We start from the raw sequence: 15,279 nt of genomic DNA, 5'->3' as shown, positions 1-15,279 counted from the left end.
AAGGAATTCAATCATGGCAGCAAAAGACGTCGTATTTGGAGATAACGCCCGTACCAAGATGGTAGAGGGTGTCAATATTCTCGCAAACGCAGTAAAAGTAACTTTAGGACCAAAGGGTCGCAATGTGGTGATCGAGCGTTCATTTGGCGGCCCAATCATCACTAAAGATGGTGTATCCGTAGCAAAAGAAATCGAACTTAAAGACAAGCTCCAGAACATGGGTGCTCAGATGGTGAAGGAAGTTGCTTCTAAAACCAATGACATCGCTGGTGACGGCACCACTACCGCTACTGTATTAGCTCAGTCTATCGTTCGCGAAGGCATGAAATACGTAGTTTCAGGCCACAATCCAATGGACTTGAAGCGCGGTATCGACAAAGCAGTTACAGCGGCACTCGAAGAGCTTAAGAAAATTAGCAAGCCTTGCACAACTACTAAAGAAATTGCTCAAGTTGGCTCTATCTCGGCTAATAGCGACCAAAGTATTGGTCAGCGTATTGCTGAAGCAATGGAAAAAGTAGGTAAAGAAGGTGTAATCACTGTTGAAGATGGTAAGTCTTTGGAAGATGAGCTTGAAGTAGTTGAGGGTATGCAGTTTGACCGCGGTTATCTCTCTCCATATTTCATTAACCAACCTGAAAAGCAAGTTGCCGTATTGGAAACTCCGTACGTTCTCTTGTTTGACAAGAAAGTTAGCAACATCCGTGATTTGCTCCCAGTACTCGAGCAAGTAGCCAAATCTGGTCGTCCATTGTTAATCATTGCAGAAGATGTTGAAGGCGAAGCCTTGGCAACTTTGGTCGTGAACAACATTCGCGGCATCATCAAGACTTGCGCTGTTAAGGCTCCAGGCTTTGGGGATCGTCGTAAAGCCATGTTGGAAGACATCGCAATCTTGACTGGCGGTACAGTCATTGCTGAAGAAATCGGCCTGACACTCGAGAAAACAACTCTTGAGCACTTAGGTCAAGCTAAGCGTATCGAAATTGGTAAAGAAAACACCATCATCATTGACGGTGCTGGCGATGCTAAAGCAATCGAAGCGCGCGTGAAGAACATCCGTGTTCAGATCGAAGAAGCGACTAGCGACTACGACAAAGAGAAATTGCAAGAGCGCGTTGCCAAATTGGCAGGTGGTGTTGCAGTGATTCGTGTTGGTGCTGCTACTGAAGTAGAAATGAAAGAAAAGAAAGACCGCGTTGATGATGCATTGCATGCAACTCGTGCAGCGGTTGAAGAAGGTATTGTTCCTGGCGGTGGCGTAGCTTTGTTACGTGCAATGCAGGGCATTAAAGGCTTGAAGGGTGATAACCCCGACCAAGACGCTGGTATCAGCATCGTATTGCGTGCAATGGAAGAGCCAATTCGTATTATCGTTTCTAATGCAGGAGATGAAGCCAGCGTAGTTGTGAACGCAGTATTGGCAAGTAAGGGCAATAACGGTTACAACGCAGCAACTGGTGAATACGGCGACCTCGTAGCTCAAGGTGTGATCGATCCAACCAAGGTAACAAAAACTGCATTAGTTAATGCGGCATCTGTTGCAGCCTTATTGTTGACTACCGATTGCGCAATTTGCGAAGCCCCAAAGGATGATTCTGCTGGTGGTGGCATGCCTGATATGGGCGGTATGGGTGGTATGGGCGGTATGGGCGGCATGATGTAATTGCTGTTAATTTCCTCAGCTATCTAGCTGTAGAAACTAAAACGCCTGGTTCAAAAGACCAGGCGTTTTGCATTAAATGATAATAGTTTCGATTAAATGAGAAAAGTAAAATAAAATTGAGTGGCTAAACTATCGATATATTTAGATAAAAATGATTCCAATCATAATTCCGTACTATAAAAATCCAGAAGCTCTAGCAGGCTGCAAGCTATCAATAGAGAGTCAAGCATATTCACCTGTTGAAGCATATATTCGCGATAACAGTGACGACAACATTCTCTACACCAGAGCTGTCAATGAAGGATTAAGAAAATATAGCCAGATGACTGGTATTAAGTACATTCTCGTTTTGAATCAAGATGCTTTTCTTCAGAAGGAAACAATCAATAAACTTGTCAATTCCATGGATAACAATCAGAAATGCGGGATATGCTGCCCAATCCAGATTAATCCAAGCGGAGGAGAGGTTTTTTGGAGTGGGAGTTATGACGCCTTTCCTGTTGGGAGGCACTCTACCGAGAAATTAGCTACGATCACAGCAGATTTTGATACCTATTGGGCAAATGGCGCTGCGATGTTATTGCGAGTAGAGATGATTAGGGAGATCGGTTTGCTGGATGAAAATATGCAATTTATTTGCTCGGATGCAGACTATTCATTTACGGCTAGAGCTCGCGGCTGGAGAGTTACTGTTGCTCATGATGCATATGTCAATCATGTTGGAACATCATCTACTGAGTCAAAAAATGACCATTTGAATACTATTAAAGCTAGAGACGCACTATATTTCTCTAATAAATGGCTATCTGGAGATTTATATCGCCAGCTTTCATATGAGGGCTTAAGAATTTCGAATACACAGATCCGTGCAAATTCAATCACACTTAATAAAATTATTAATGGCCGCGGTTAAAGGATGAAATTAATCGATTCTTTTACATTTTTTAACGGGCATGAGAAAGTACCCTCATCTTTTAAAAAAAGAATTACTTTAATCTCAACCTATATTTACGCGGCTTAAATAAAAATGCATCCATCAAATCAAGCTCTTGTTGTGGCTCATTTTCATCAAGATGGACAATTACGGTCTGATACATTAAATTTTTTAGAGGCCTGCCAGGGCTCATTTAAGAGATTAATTTTTGTATCGACAAATTTATCTGAAGCTCAAAGAGCTTTAATTCCTGATTTTGTTGAGTGCCATCTCCGAGAAAATATTGGCTATGACTTTTTTTCTTATCGACTAGGTGTTTCCCTATTAGTTGACACCAGTATTGGATGTGAGGGTCTTGGGGAGACTTTCGATAGGTTAACTCTAATGAATACGTCTTTTGTTATTAGTGATGCGGAAAAATTTATAAAGAATTATTTCTTTGATGGGTTATCGAAATTGGATTCAGATTTTGTAGGCCTAACATTGCACTTATCCGATGGGACTATATATCCACATTTACAAAGCTTTTTGCTTTCATTTGGGAAAAGAGTCCTAAACGATGAGAGATTCATTGCATGGTGGAGTGGCTTGGAGTTGCTTGTTAATAAGGATCAAATAATTAGAAATTACGAAATTGGATTGAGCAAATTCATAGATGAACTTGGCTATACAAAAACTTCAATTTATTCCCCAGCTAAATCGCAAATGATTCTTGACCCGATGCATGGGAATTTTGAGGAAATACTTGATAAATATGGAGTTTTGAAGATTGGACTGTTCAAAATTAACCCCTTCAGGTTAAAGTTAGATCCCCTTATATTAAGGGCCCAAGCAGATGAAAAATTTAGACTGTTATTAGTTGATGGAATGGAAAATTAGACTCTTTAGCGTTACTTTATATTAAGTGGCTATAGTTTTTTCTCGATATGGCTGACTGCCACATTTTGCACAGATGTATGTTTTGAAAAAGGATTTCTTTGAAACTGATATATCTATAAATCCAAATTTAGGTTGATATGGCAAAACCATTTCTAAATTAGGTAGTAGCCTGTCATTCTTGCAGTAATCGCATAGTGGTGCCTCAAAGTCAAAATTATGCAATTTGCAATATTCCTCAGCATTCGGTCTTTCCGCAAGCCAATTCGTCCACCTTGCTTCATCTTTTTTTATTTTTTTTAAGATAAGATAATTTTTTAAAGGGAATGCTGCAAGGAATACTGCGACGCAGATCGCTAGGATGATTGCTATTTGCATGTCTAATGGGGTGTTTATATACTATTCTGATTCGAATTTAATATTTTATTAAAATTTATTTGTTGGCTCTCCCTGTAATTGTTGGTCATAAAAAGCCACTCTTTAGTTTCTAGATATGACCACGCTAGAGGGGTGTACAAGGGCTTATTTGCGCCATAAGCAAAAAGAATTTTCGGGATATCAGAGGCGAATAATTGCCTTTTGCTTGGAGCGTATTCATTCCCATCTAACTCTTAAAAAGGTTGCAAAATATAATCTCGGCAATTCCAGTCTTGGATATCAGACTTTAATTAGTGAAGATGGTGTGGCTAGACCATCTAGTAGAGATCGGGCATCTGAATAGATTTTTGCTTGAAAACTTCTATTTTCTTTGCCAAATAAAAAAGCCGCTTTTAGGCGGCTCTTTTATTTGGTTGGAGAAACACTAGCTGACAGACTTCACCATATCCTCCACAACCTTCTTCGCATCACCGAAGACCATCATAGTTTTATCCATATAGAAGAGTTCGTTATCAAGGCCGGCATAACCTGCAGCCATCGAGCGCTTGTTGACAATAATTGTTTTAGCTTTAAATGCCTCCAAAATCGGCATGCCAAATATTGGGCTACCTGGCGTACGAGCAGCAGGGTTTACCACGTCGTTTGCACCAAGTACCAACACGACATCAGCTTGACCAAAGTCGCTGTTGATATCTTCCATCTCAAATACTTGATCGTATGGAACTTCAGCCTCAGCCAAGAGTACATTCATATGACCAGGCATGCGACCCGCTACTGGATGAATGGCGTACTTCACGGTCACACCATGATGAGTCAGTTTTTCTGTTAATTCTTTTAGTGCGTGCTGAGCACGAGCAACTGCCAAGCCATAGCCAGGAACAATCACAACTGTATCGGCATTCTCCATCAGGAAGGCAGCATCTTCTGGTGAACCGGTTTTATAGTTCTTTGGACCACCATCATCAGCACCACCGGCAGAAGCTTCGGCACCGAATCCACCAAGCAAGACTGCCAAGATAGAGCGGTTCATTGCCTTACACATAATGTAAGACAGAATCGCGCCAGAAGAGCCTACGCAAGCGCCAGCAATAATTAATACAGGATTGTTTAATGTAAAACCAATACCTGCAGCCGCCCAACCAGAGTAACTGTTAAGCATCGATACAACCACTGGCATATCTGCGCCACCGATTGGGATGATCAAAGTCACACCTAACACCAAAGCAATCGCACACATCACTAAGAATGCTTCGTGACTACCTGTCATGAAATACATGACGCCACCAGAAACCATAGCAATTGCGAGAATGAGGTTGAGTAAGTGCTGGCCAGCAAAGGTCACCGATTTGCCACTGACCTTGCCGGACAATTTCCCAAAAGCGATGATAGAAGCAGTGAAGGTGATCGCGCCAATAAATGCGCCAATAAAGAGCTCAATTTTTTGCGCGCCAGTATGGTCTTGGGCTGGATTAAATACTGCTGCAATCGCAATCAATACCGCTGATAAGCCAACAAAAGAGTGCATTAATGCTACGAGCTCTGGCATCTTGGTCATTTGCACGCGTTTAGCAGCAAGTATTCCGATGATTGCACCCGCAACAACCGCACCAATAATCAATGAGAAGACAGGTTTAAAGTCAGGAATCATGAAGGTGGTGATCACGGCAAGCAGCATGCCGATCATGCCGAAGGTATTACCTTGACGTGATGTGGTTGGTGAAGACAATCCACGCAAGGCGAGGATGAAGAGCACCGATGAAATGAGGTAGGAAATCGCGGTTATGTTTGACATGATTATGGTCTCTATATAGATCTTGTTCTAGTTTTTATTTGGTTCCAGTCGCATCAGCTTTAGGGGCTTTTTTCTTGAACATTTCAAGCATGCGACGGGTGACCATAAAGCCACCAAAAATATTAATTGATGCTAAGAAGACGGCTACAGCACCAATGATGCTGGTGAGAGTGATCTCGTCGCCACCAATAACTTCAGTTTGAAGCAGTGCGCCGACAACAATAATTCCAGAGATCGCGTTTGTAACCGCCATTAGTGGAGTGTGTAGTGCAGGGGTCACATTCCAAACTACTTGATAGCCAACAAAAATGGCCAAAACAAACACGGTGATGTTTTGGACTGTGAGAATGCTTTGAAAAGCAGCGAGATCCATGATGTTTCCTTTGAATATTCTGTATTAGTTTTTACGGATAGCCTGGCCATCACGACACATAAGGCAAGCAGTAACGATGTCATCATCGGTTGGGATAACCAACTTCGCTTCTTGGCCAACGATTAGCTTCATGAAGTCGAGCAAGTTGCGTGCGTACAAAGCAGAAGCATCCGCAGCCACCATGCTGGCGAGATTACTGTAACCAATAATCTTCACACCATTTTTCTCAACAATCTTGCCCTCTTCTGTCAAAGGACAGTTGCCTGATCCATTGTCACCACGACCAGCTGCTAAGTCGATCACGATCGAACCGGGTTTCATATTGGCAACGGTATCGCTATGCAATAAGACTGGCGGCTTGCGACCTGGAATTAAGGCGGTAGTAATAACGATGTCAGCTTGTTGAGCACGTTCCGCAACTAATGCTGCTTGACGTTTCATCCAAGCCTCTGGCATTGGGCGCGCATAACCACCAACGCCTTTAGCAATTTCACGCTCTTCATCTGTTTCGTAAGGAACGTCAACAAACTTTGCTCCTAGAGATTCAATTTGCTCTTTAGCAGCAGGGCGCACGTCAGATGCTTCGATCACGGCACCCAAACGCTTTGCAGTTGCAATGGCTTGGAGGCCGGCAACACCAGCACCCAAGATCAGTACGCGTGCTGCTTTAACAGTTCCTGCTGCAGTCATGAGCATTGGCATAAAGCGCTGATACTCATTAGCGGCAACCATCACCGCTTTATAACCTGCGATATTGGCTTGCGAAGACAAGACGTCCATACTTTGTGCACGAGTAGTACGTGGGGCAGCCTCTAATGAGAATGCAGTCACGCCTTGGGCGGCCATCGCGGCGATATTGTTGTTATCAAATGGATCGAGCATGCCAATGAGCACGCTACCAGATTGAATTTGTTTAAGTTCTGCGGCTTCAGGTGCGCGGACCTTTAGAACAATCTCTGCTCCAAATGCATCAGCAGCGCTACCAATCGTCGCACCAACAGCTTCATATGCGGAATCAGGCTGGCTGGCTGTAACGCCCGCATCTTTTTGAATAACAACTGTGTGACCTTGGCCAATCAGTTTCTTAACGGTTTCCGGTGTGGCGGCAACTCGAGTTTCCCCAAGTCTGATTTCCAGCGGTACTCCTATGCGCATGGCATTTCTCCAAAAGCAAATTTTTCAAAAAAATCTATTTTAGTTAGTTAGGCGAGAAGCTACCTATCTATTTACCCTTAATGCCATTTATTTGGTTTTGCCACAAATCTCGTAAATTTGGAGCAAGACTTCTACAATGGGTTTTTTAGCTGATAACGAATTCTCGCATTTTTTGATGATCTCCCTCGATTCTGTCGTAATACCCGCCTCAAAACCCTCCAAAGTCGTGATTGGGATGTCTGGAGGGGTAGATTCGTCTGTTGCAGCCTGGATGCTCAAGCAACAAGGCTACGAAGTGATTGGACTTTTCATGAAAAACTGGGAAGATGATGATAGCGATGAATACTGCTCTGCACGTCAGGATTGGCTAGATGTGGTGTCTGTGGCTGACCTCATTGGGATTGATGTCGAAGCCGTCAACTTTGCTGCCGAGTACCGCGAACGCGTTTTTGCGGAGTTTTTGCGGGAATACGCTGCCGGCAGGACACCCAACCCAGATGTTTTGTGCAATGCAGAAATTAAGTTCAAAGCTTTTTTAGATCATGCCATCAGTTTGGGCGCGGATGCCATTGCAACAGGCCACTATGCGCGGGTTCGACATGTGAATGGTCGCGTACAGCTATTAAAGGCCTTGGATGCTAGTAAAGACCAAAGTTATTTCTTGCACCGCTTAACCCAGAGTCAATTGGCCAATGTGCTTTTTCCTTTGGGGGAGATTCCAAAGACGCAAGTGCGCAAGATTGCCGAGCAAATCGGCTTGCATAATGCCGCTAAAAAAGACTCCACAGGGATTTGCTTTATTGGGGAACGCCCTTTCCGCGAATTCTTAAACCGTTATCTGCCACGCACTCCCGGACTCATTAAAACCCCAGAAGGTAAAACGGTGGGTGAGCATATGGGCCTTGCCTTTTTCACACTAGGGCAGCGCAAGGGTATTGGTTTGGGTGGCAGCCAGGATGGCAATGGCGATGCTTGGTATGTCGCTCGCAAAGATGTCGCTAATAACACCTTATACGTCGCTCAGGGCCATGAGCACCCGTGGCTATTGGCCAATCAGCTTTCCACAATTGACGCTAGTTGGGTTGCTGGAGTTGCACCCACGCCTGGACAGTACTCTGCAAAAACCCGCTATCGTCAGGCAGACTCACTATGCACGTTTGCTGCTGGAATTGCAGGGCCTTTGAGTTTTGAATTAGTCTTTCCGGAAGCGCAATGGGCAGTCACTCCGGGTCAGTCTGCTGTTTTGTACGACGGAGATATTTGCTTGGGTGGCGGAATTATTTCCGCCTGAGTCTTTGCGGCTGCTGGTGCCCTGATTTAAGCGGGTGGAGGCGCTGTTTCTGCAAAGGAGGGCCTTTGCATCAACTTTTGATACAAGGTATCTAAATTGGGGAATTGGGCTTGCCAAGCAATATTGGGAAAGCGGAATAGCAGATAACCCAAGGCACAGCCAACAGCAATATCAGCCAAAGTCATCTGGTTGCCGTGGCACCAAGCGCTGTCACCTAATTTAAGGGACATTTGGGTAAGGGAGCCATTGATTTTGCCCATTTGACGCTCAGTCCAAGCGGCACTCTGCTGCTCGGGTGGACGCAAAGTGACTTCTAATCGAGCCAGAATCCCTGCATCCTCCACCCCATCTGCTAAGGCTTCCCAGGTTTTGACTGTTGCCCTCTCACGACTACCCGCTGGAATAAGCTTGCTAACTGGGCTCAGGGTATCGGCATACTCCGCAATCACGCGAGAGTCATAAATTGCCTCACCATCGTCCAAAAGGAGGCAAGGAATCTTGCCCAAAGGGTTGTTGAGGGCTATTTTGGTATCTGCTGCCCAGACATTCTCAAGTTCTAGGTCTAAATCTACCTTTTTTTCCAAGAAAACAATGCGTACCTTGCGTACGTAGGGGCTAGTGAGGGATCCGATCAGTTTCATAGGCTTAGTATAGCGATGCCAATCAAACTGAATTGCTTCTAAGAGCGATTAAAATCAGGTTTTATTGAAATAATCAATGTAAAGGCAATATTTGTGAGTCAGCCGATTTCTACTCTTAATGCACTATCCCCTTTAGATGGTCGCTATGCCGGCAAGCTGGATGCCTTGAGGCCCTGGTTATCCGAAGCTGCATTTATGCGGCAGCGCGTGTTTGTAGAGATTCATTGGTTGTTGGCTTTGGCCTCTGCGGGCCTGCCAGATGTACCAAAAATTAGTTCAGCAGATGAGACCTTCTTATTATCTTTGCCGGAAAACTTCTCTGATTTCGATGCGCAATGCATCAAGGATATCGAGGCAGTTACCAATCACGATGTCAAAGCGGTGGAGTATTTCTTAAAAGAAAAAGTAGCCGGTCGCCCAGATCTCTTGAAGGCCAGTGAATTTATACACTTCGCATGCACCTCTGAAGATATTAATAATACTTCGCATGGCTTGATGTTACGCGGGGCGCGTGATGAAGTGCTTCTGCCACAACTCAGAAAAGTTCTCTCAGTATTAACGGATTTAGCAATTGAGAATGCTAAGGTACCCTTGTTATCACGTACTCATGGCCAGCCTGCTTCTCCAAGCACGTTAGGTAAAGAGTTAGCTAATATTGCCAAACGTTTAGAGCGTGCAATTGCAACAATTGCAGCAGTACCTTTATTGGGAAAAATGAATGGTGCAGTAGGTAACTACAATGCGCATCTATCTGCTTATCCTAATTTTGATTGGGAAAACTTTTCTAAGAATGTCGTTGAAAAACGCTTAGGCCTGACCTTTAACCCATATACGATTCAGATTGAGCCGCACGATGGCATGGCTGAATTGTTTGATGCAATTGCTCGTGCCAACACAATCCTCTTGGATATGGATCGTGATTTCTGGGCGTACATTTCAGTTGGTTATTTTAAGCAACGCACTAAAGCAGGTGAGATTGGCTCTTCAACGATGCCGCATAAGGTAAATCCAATTGACTTTGAAAACTCTGAAGGTAACTTAGGGGTAGCAAATGCGCTGTTGCGTCATCTTGCAGAGAAGCTGCCAATTTCTCGTTGGCAGCGTGACCTGACTGATTCAACTGTATTGCGTAACCTTGGCCCAGCCTTTGGCCACAGCGTTTTAGCTTATGACAGCGCCCTACGTGGTCTAGGTAAGCTTGAAGTGAACCATGCAGCGATTGCAGCTGATTTAGATGCATGTTGGGAAGTATTGGCTGAGCCAGTGCAAACGGTGATGCGTCGTTATGGTATCGAGAATCCGTATGAGCAACTTAAAGAGCTCACTCGTGGCAAAGGTATTAACCAGGCTGATTTACAAACCTTTATTCGTGGCCTGAAGATTCCAGATGATGCAAAAACCCTGTTACTTGAGATGACCCCATCTTCTTATTTAGGTAAGGCGGTCGAATTGACCGAACGTCTGAAAAAGTGAGTTTGATTCCAAGCCTTGGGTCTGCACCGCAGGATTTGCAATACGGTGCTCGCCCCAAGATCTGGTTTGCTGTTTATCAACTGCTTTGGCATCTACTTCTGCCTTTTGCATTTATTCGCCTAGCTTGGCGCACACGCCACTCTTCGGAATATTTACATCACTTCTCTGAGCGTTTGGGTTTTGCTTATGGCAAGAAAAATACTCAGGGATCTGTATGGATTCATGCGGTATCTGTTGGTGAGACTAGAGCGGCTCAACCTTTGGTGGAAGCTTATCTAGCTCGTGGCGAGACGATTCTGTTGACGCATATGACGCTAAATGGTCGCCGCACTGGCAAGGCTCTATTTGAAGGAGCGATTACTGCGGGTCAATTGCGTCAGGTTTATCTGCCCTATGACCTCTGCTGGTCTGTTACTAATTTCATTCGCGCATTTAAACCCAAGCTCGGTTTATTTATGGAGACCGAAGCTTGGCCAACCATGGTGTTTTATTGTGCAGAAATTGGCCTGCCATTATTTTTAGTAAACGCACGCCTATCTGAACGAAGTGCTCGTCGTGTGAAGCGATTTGGTAATGTGGGAAGGTCTTTATTCCAAGCATTTTCAGGTATCTTGGCTCAAACACAATTAGATGCTGATCGGTATCGTAGTCTTGGCGTAAAACAAGTCAAGATTGTTGGCAACCTGAAGTTTGATGTGCCACTTGATCCTAGCTTAGTTCAGCAAGGTCAAGCTTGGAAGCAAGAACTCCATAGCAAACAACGCTTGATGGTCTGTGCTGCTAGCACTCGTGATGGTGAAGAGGCAATCATTCTCAAGGCTTGGAAGAATCTCTTGCTTGGCAACACTTTTGAGATTGCCCCATTGCTCTGTTTAGTCCCACGTCATCCTGAGCGCTTCTCTGAAGTAGCTAATCAAATTGAGGATGCGGGTCTGACATTTCGATGCCGTACCGAATGGCTTGAGACGCCAAAGGACGATGCCAGCGTAGATGTGATTCTGGGTGACTCAATGGGTGAGATGCCGATGTATTACAGCGCTGCTGACTTAGTAGTCATGGGCGGCAGCCTACTTCCCTTTGGTGGTCAAAATCTCATTGAGGCTTGTGCTGCCGGTTGCCCAGTAGTACTCGGTGAGCATACCTATAACTTCCAACAAGCTACTTTAGATGCCATTGAGATGGGTGCTGCAAAGCGTATTGAGGGAGATTTCAGCTTGAGAGATTCTGTAGCCCTCATGGATGCTTTAAAAGAGTTGCTGTTGAATACCGCTGAATTGGCAAAGATGTCGAGCGCTGCGAAGTCTTATGCGCTCGAGCATCAAGGTGCGACCCAAAAGATTATGGCCGCCCTTGAGAATTCAAACGAACTCAGATTGAAAGATTAAATCTGAGCCCCAAAGTTGGGATCATCGTTGCGTGTAACATCATCCGGCTTTTTATCACCCTTCACTAAATCTTCGCGGGTTACGCCAAGCCACATGGCTAGAGCTGCTGCCACGAATACTGAAGAGTAAATACCAAACAAAATACCAATAGTAAGCGCTAAGGCAAAGTAAAAGAGGGTGGGGCCACCAAAAATCAACATTGCCAAAACCATCATCTCCGTACTGCCGTGAGTAATCACGGTACGGCTGATTGTGCTGGTAATGGCGTTATCAATAATCTCGGAAGTACTCATCTTGCGATACTTACGAAAGTTTTCGCGAATACGGTCAAAGATCACCACGGACTCATTTACTGAGTAACCTAATACAGCCAATACCGCAGCCAGAACAGAGAGTGAGAACTCCCACTGGAAGAAGGCAAAGAAGCCAAGAATAATCACGATGTCATGTAAGTTTGCGATGATGCCTGCGACTGCAAATTTCCACTCAAAGCGGAAGGAGAGGTACACCACAATACCAATGATCACAAATAGCAGTGCCATCAATCCATCTATTGCCAGCTCACGTCCAACCTGTGGACCAACAAACTCGACACGTTGCAGTTTTACACCTGAAGTAGCTGGCTCAAGCGCCTCCATGACTGATGCACTTTGATCTGCAGAGGAAATTATTTTGCCTTCGGCATCTTTTTGGAGTGGCAGGCGAATCATCACATCACGCGAGCTACCAAAATTCTGAATCTGGGTATCGGAGTAACCCAGTTTTTCTACCTTAGATCTGATTGAATCTAGAGGGGCTGTTTGTGGATAAGACACTTCCATCACTGTGCCGCCAGTGAACTCAATTGATAAGTGAAGACCGTTTTGCCAAAGGAAGAAAACGGCTGCGAAGAAGGTGATGAGAGAAACTGCGTTCAGCGCCAGTGCATGGCGCATAAAAGGAATGTCTTTTTTAATTCGGAAAAATTCCATGACTTATTTCTCCTGTGATCGCCAAACTTGGCCGATAGCGAGTTTCTGAACTTTTTTACCTCTGCCGTACCAAAGGTTAACCAGGCCACGTGAGAAAAAGACTGCTGAAAACATCGAAGTCAAAATACCAAGGCAATGTACTACCGCAAAGCCTTTAATCGGTCCAGAGCCAAATGCCAGCAATGCAAGACCAGCGATTAAGGTGGTGACGTTTGAATCCAAGATCGTTGCCCATGCTTTATCAAAGCCAATGGCAATCGCAGTTTGTGGGGCAGCACCATTACGCAGCTCCTCACGAATACGTTCGTTGATTAACACGTTAGAGTCAATTGCCATACCTAGCGCCAATGCCATCGCAGCGATACCTGGCAGTGTTAAGGTGGCTTGCAGCATCGACAATACAGAAATTAAGAGTAGCAAGTTCACTGCTAGGGCTATTACTGAGAAAGTACCAAATAAGAGGTAGTAAGCAATCATGAAAATAGAGATTGCTCCAAAGCCAATGATCAGAGATTTAAAGCCCTTCTCAATATTCTCTGCACCTAGGCTTGGTCCAATCGTGCGCTCTTCAATGATTTCCATTGGCGCTGCTAATGAGCCAGCGCGCAACAAGAGTGCTAAGTCATTTGCACTCTCGGTAGTTGGTTGGCCAGTAATTTGAAACTTAGAGCCAAACTCACCTTGAATCGTGGCAATCGTAAGAACCTCACCTTTACCTTTTTCAAACAAAATCATGCCCATCGGTTTGCCGATGTTTTCACGGGTCACTTCTTGCATGACGCGACCACCAGCAGCATCTAAAGAGATATTGACTGCAGGGCGTTGGTTTTGATCGAAGCCAGCGCTGGCATCAGTAATGCGATCACCACTGAAGATGACCGATTTTTTGAATACGCCCTGACGGTTCTCACCAAAGCGGAATACATCCATACCTGGAGGTGGGGTCTCACCAATGGCGATAGTCGAAACGATTGGGTCGGCTAGTCTAGACTCTAAAGTTGCGGTGCGACCAATGATGTCCTTAGCGCGCGCAGTATCTTGCACACCAGGAAGCTGCACCACAATTCGCTCTGCACCTTGTTGTTGAATCACAGGCTCTTTAACGGCTAACTCATTAACGCGCTTATTGAGTGTGACGATATTTTGTTTTACTGCGTTATCTTGAATTTCTTTTAAGGCAGTCGGTTTAAATTCGCCAACCAGTTTTGGAGACAAGCCGGTAGGCCTCACTTGCCAGGTCAGATCAGGCTGGCTAGTCATCAAGACAGAGCGTGCTTTTTCAGCATCTTCAGTGCTGCCGAAAGTTAAAGTGATAGAGTCTTGGCCTCGCTCGATACCTTGTTGACGAATCGATTTGTCACGCAGTTGACTACGAATATCTGTTGCTAAAGAAGTAACCTTCTTTTGAACTGCGCCTTTCATGTCCACTTGTAGCAAGAAGTACACGCCGCCACGTAAGTCAAGGCCAAGGGGCATCGGTAAGGCATTGAGTGCGCTTAACCAGCTTGGTGTGTTGGAGAGTAAGTTTAATGCGACTGTGAAATTAGGTTCGTTTTGATCGATGTTCAATTTCTGTTGCAGCAAGTCGCGTGCACGAAGTTGGATGTCAGTATTGTTAAAACGAATTTTGATTGAGCCTACATTGCCTGTAGATTCAAAGAAGATGCCGGTATTACCAATGTTGTCATCAGCCAGGATCTTTTCGACTCGAGACTGTGTCGCCAAATCAACCTTGATGGTTGGCTTGGCGGACGAGACTTGAACCGCTGGAGCCTCTCCGAAGAAATTGGGTAATGAATATAGTCCTCCAATCAATAAAGCAAAGAGGATGACTATGTATTTCCAGAGAGGGTAGCGATTCATATTGAGATACTTTTAAACAAGCGTATTAAGCAGACTTCAATGAGCCTTTTGGCAATACTGCTGTGATGGAGCCTTTTTGCATTTGTACTTCAGTACCGGTAGCTATTTCAACAGTGACTACCGGGTCTTTTAATGCAGTTACTTTGCCCATGATGCCGCCAACAGTCACTACCTCATCGCCAACAGCAAGAGACTCCAGCATTGCTTTAGTTTCTTTTTGACGCTTCATTTGAGGACGAATCATGATGAAGTACAACACTGCGAACATCAACACGAGGGGAAGGAAGCTCATCAATCCACCAGAATCTGCACCCGCGGCTGGAGCCTGGGCAAAAGCGTTACTAATCCACATACAAAACCTCCATTAATTACCAGTTGAGAACTGCTTTGGGAACTGCTTCAGTTTTAGGCTTTTAAAGCGAAGCCGTAAACCCGCAATTCTAAACTGTATGAGGCTCTGAGGGCTTATTTATGCTCCTAA

14 protein-coding genes are annotated in these 15,279 nt (G+C 44.8%); 6 read left to right on the top strand and 8 right to left on the bottom strand.

Features of this window, described 5'->3' with window-relative positions:
* Window positions 1-13 precede the first annotated feature (13 nt).
* The 3 genes from groL (at window position 14) to CL55_RS09010 (ending at window position 3,479) form a co-directional block, all read left to right on the top strand.
* Window positions 14-1,666: a chaperonin GroEL gene (groL, locus tag CL55_RS09020; protein WP_046330784.1), complete on the top strand. Its 1,653-nt coding sequence runs from the start codon at window positions 14-16 to the stop codon at window positions 1,664-1,666.
* Window positions 1,667-1,817: 151 nt separating this feature from the next.
* Window positions 1,818-2,579, top strand: coding sequence for a glycosyltransferase (locus CL55_RS09015; protein ID WP_046330783.1), 762 nt, complete (start codon window positions 1,818-1,820; stop codon window positions 2,577-2,579).
* A gap of 114 nt (window positions 2,580-2,693) precedes the next feature.
* On the top strand, window positions 2,694-3,479 hold the full coding sequence (locus tag CL55_RS09010; protein ID WP_082091922.1) for a rhamnan synthesis F family protein: 786 nt from the start codon (window positions 2,694-2,696) through the stop codon (window positions 3,477-3,479).
* Between the two features lie 21 nt (window positions 3,480-3,500).
* Here CL55_RS09010 and CL55_RS09005 read toward each other — a convergent pair whose 3' ends face one another.
* From CL55_RS09005 to CL55_RS08990, 4 genes are all read right to left on the bottom strand, one after another.
* Window positions 3,501-3,854, bottom strand: coding sequence for a hypothetical protein (locus CL55_RS09005; RefSeq protein WP_046330781.1), 354 nt, complete (start codon window positions 3,852-3,854; stop codon window positions 3,501-3,503).
* A gap of 424 nt (window positions 3,855-4,278) precedes the next feature.
* A complete protein-coding gene (locus CL55_RS09000; protein ID WP_046330780.1) occupies window positions 4,279-5,646 on the bottom strand; it encodes an NAD(P)(+) transhydrogenase (Re/Si-specific) subunit beta in 1,368 nt (455 codons plus the stop codon).
* A 34-nt stretch (window positions 5,647-5,680) separates the two neighbouring features.
* Window positions 5,681-6,019 (bottom strand): proton-translocating transhydrogenase family protein, encoded by a 339-nt coding sequence (locus tag CL55_RS08995; RefSeq protein WP_046330779.1) that lies wholly within the window; start codon window positions 6,017-6,019, stop codon window positions 5,681-5,683.
* 24 nt (window positions 6,020-6,043) lie between these two features.
* A complete protein-coding gene (locus CL55_RS08990; protein WP_046330778.1) occupies window positions 6,044-7,174 on the bottom strand; it encodes a Re/Si-specific NAD(P)(+) transhydrogenase subunit alpha in 1,131 nt (376 codons plus the stop codon).
* Window positions 7,175-7,349: 175 nt separating this feature from the next.
* Between CL55_RS08990 and mnmA the strand changes: the two genes are divergently transcribed.
* Window positions 7,350-8,465, top strand: coding sequence for a tRNA 2-thiouridine(34) synthase MnmA (gene mnmA / locus CL55_RS08985; protein ID WP_046331286.1), 1,116 nt, complete (start codon window positions 7,350-7,352; stop codon window positions 8,463-8,465).
* Between the two features lie 26 nt (window positions 8,466-8,491).
* Here the strand turns inward: mnmA and CL55_RS08980 are convergent, their stop codons facing one another.
* Window positions 8,492-9,106, bottom strand: a complete 615-nt coding sequence (locus CL55_RS08980; protein WP_046330777.1) for a glutathione S-transferase N-terminal domain-containing protein — start codon at window positions 9,104-9,106, stop codon at window positions 8,492-8,494.
* Window positions 9,107-9,199: 93 nt separating this feature from the next.
* Between CL55_RS08980 and purB the strand changes: the two genes are divergently transcribed.
* A complete protein-coding gene (purB, locus tag CL55_RS08975; RefSeq protein WP_046330776.1) occupies window positions 9,200-10,579 on the top strand; it encodes an adenylosuccinate lyase in 1,380 nt (459 codons plus the stop codon).
* 35 nt (window positions 10,580-10,614) lie between these two features.
* Window positions 10,615-11,964 (top strand): 3-deoxy-D-manno-octulosonic acid transferase, encoded by a 1,350-nt coding sequence (locus tag CL55_RS08970; RefSeq protein WP_418054934.1) that lies wholly within the window; start codon window positions 10,615-10,617, stop codon window positions 11,962-11,964.
* Here CL55_RS08970 and secF read toward each other — a convergent pair.
* From secF to yajC, 3 genes are read right to left on the bottom strand one after another with little or no spacing between them, the layout of a single operon-like run.
* Window positions 11,961-12,935 (bottom strand): protein translocase subunit SecF, encoded by a 975-nt coding sequence (gene secF / locus CL55_RS08965; protein ID WP_046330775.1) that lies wholly within the window; start codon window positions 12,933-12,935, stop codon window positions 11,961-11,963. The genes CL55_RS08970 and secF overlap by 4 nt on opposite strands.
* A 3-nt stretch (window positions 12,936-12,938) precedes the next feature.
* On the bottom strand, window positions 12,939-14,798 hold the full coding sequence (gene secD, locus CL55_RS08960) for a protein translocase subunit SecD (protein ID WP_046330774.1): 1,860 nt from the start codon (window positions 14,796-14,798) through the stop codon (window positions 12,939-12,941).
* Between the two features lie 25 nt (window positions 14,799-14,823).
* Complete coding sequence (gene yajC, locus CL55_RS08955; protein WP_046330773.1) at window positions 14,824-15,150, bottom strand: preprotein translocase subunit YajC; 327 nt, start codon at window positions 15,148-15,150, stop codon at window positions 14,824-14,826.
* Window positions 15,151-15,279 lie beyond the last annotated feature (129 nt).

This window comes from Polynucleobacter duraquae, assembly GCF_000973625.1.
GTDB classification, from domain to species: Bacteria; Pseudomonadota; Gammaproteobacteria; order Burkholderiales; family Burkholderiaceae; genus Polynucleobacter; species Polynucleobacter duraquae.
The sequence above is the reverse complement of the archived record's forward strand: the minus strand, read 5'-3'. Positions and strand labels throughout refer to the sequence as shown.

Bases quoted from the DNA above. Each gene is read 5' to 3' on its own strand.
- CL55_RS08995 (WP_046330779.1), bottom strand. From the start codon at position 6,019: ATGGATCTCGCTGCTTTTCAAAGCATTCTCACAGTCCAAAACATCACC.
- CL55_RS09000 (WP_046330780.1), bottom strand. From the start codon at position 5,646: ATGTCAAACATAACCGCGATTTCCTACCTCATTTCATCGGTGCTCTTC.
- CL55_RS09010 (WP_082091922.1), top strand. From the start codon at position 2,694: ATGCATCCATCAAATCAAGCTCTTGTTGTGGCTCATTTTCATCAAGAT.
- secD (WP_046330774.1), bottom strand. From the start codon at position 14,798: ATGAATCGCTACCCTCTCTGGAAATACATAGTCATCCTCTTTGCTTTA.
- CL55_RS08980 (WP_046330777.1), bottom strand. From the start codon at position 9,106: ATGAAACTGATCGGATCCCTCACTAGCCCCTACGTACGCAAGGTACGC.
- CL55_RS08990 (WP_046330778.1), bottom strand. From the start codon at position 7,174: ATGCGCATAGGAGTACCGCTGGAAATCAGACTTGGGGAAACTCGAGTT.
- groL (WP_046330784.1), top strand. From the start codon at position 14: ATGGCAGCAAAAGACGTCGTATTTGGAGATAACGCCCGTACCAAGATG.
- CL55_RS09005 (WP_046330781.1), bottom strand. From the start codon at position 3,854: ATGCAAATAGCAATCATCCTAGCGATCTGCGTCGCAGTATTCCTTGCA.
- secF (WP_046330775.1), bottom strand. From the start codon at position 12,935: ATGGAATTTTTCCGAATTAAAAAAGACATTCCTTTTATGCGCCATGCA.
- CL55_RS09015 (WP_046330783.1), top strand. From the start codon at position 1,818: ATGATTCCAATCATAATTCCGTACTATAAAAATCCAGAAGCTCTAGCA.
- yajC (WP_046330773.1), bottom strand. From the start codon at position 15,150: ATGTGGATTAGTAACGCTTTTGCCCAGGCTCCAGCCGCGGGTGCAGAT.
- mnmA (WP_046331286.1), top strand. From the start codon at position 7,350: ATGATCTCCCTCGATTCTGTCGTAATACCCGCCTCAAAACCCTCCAAA.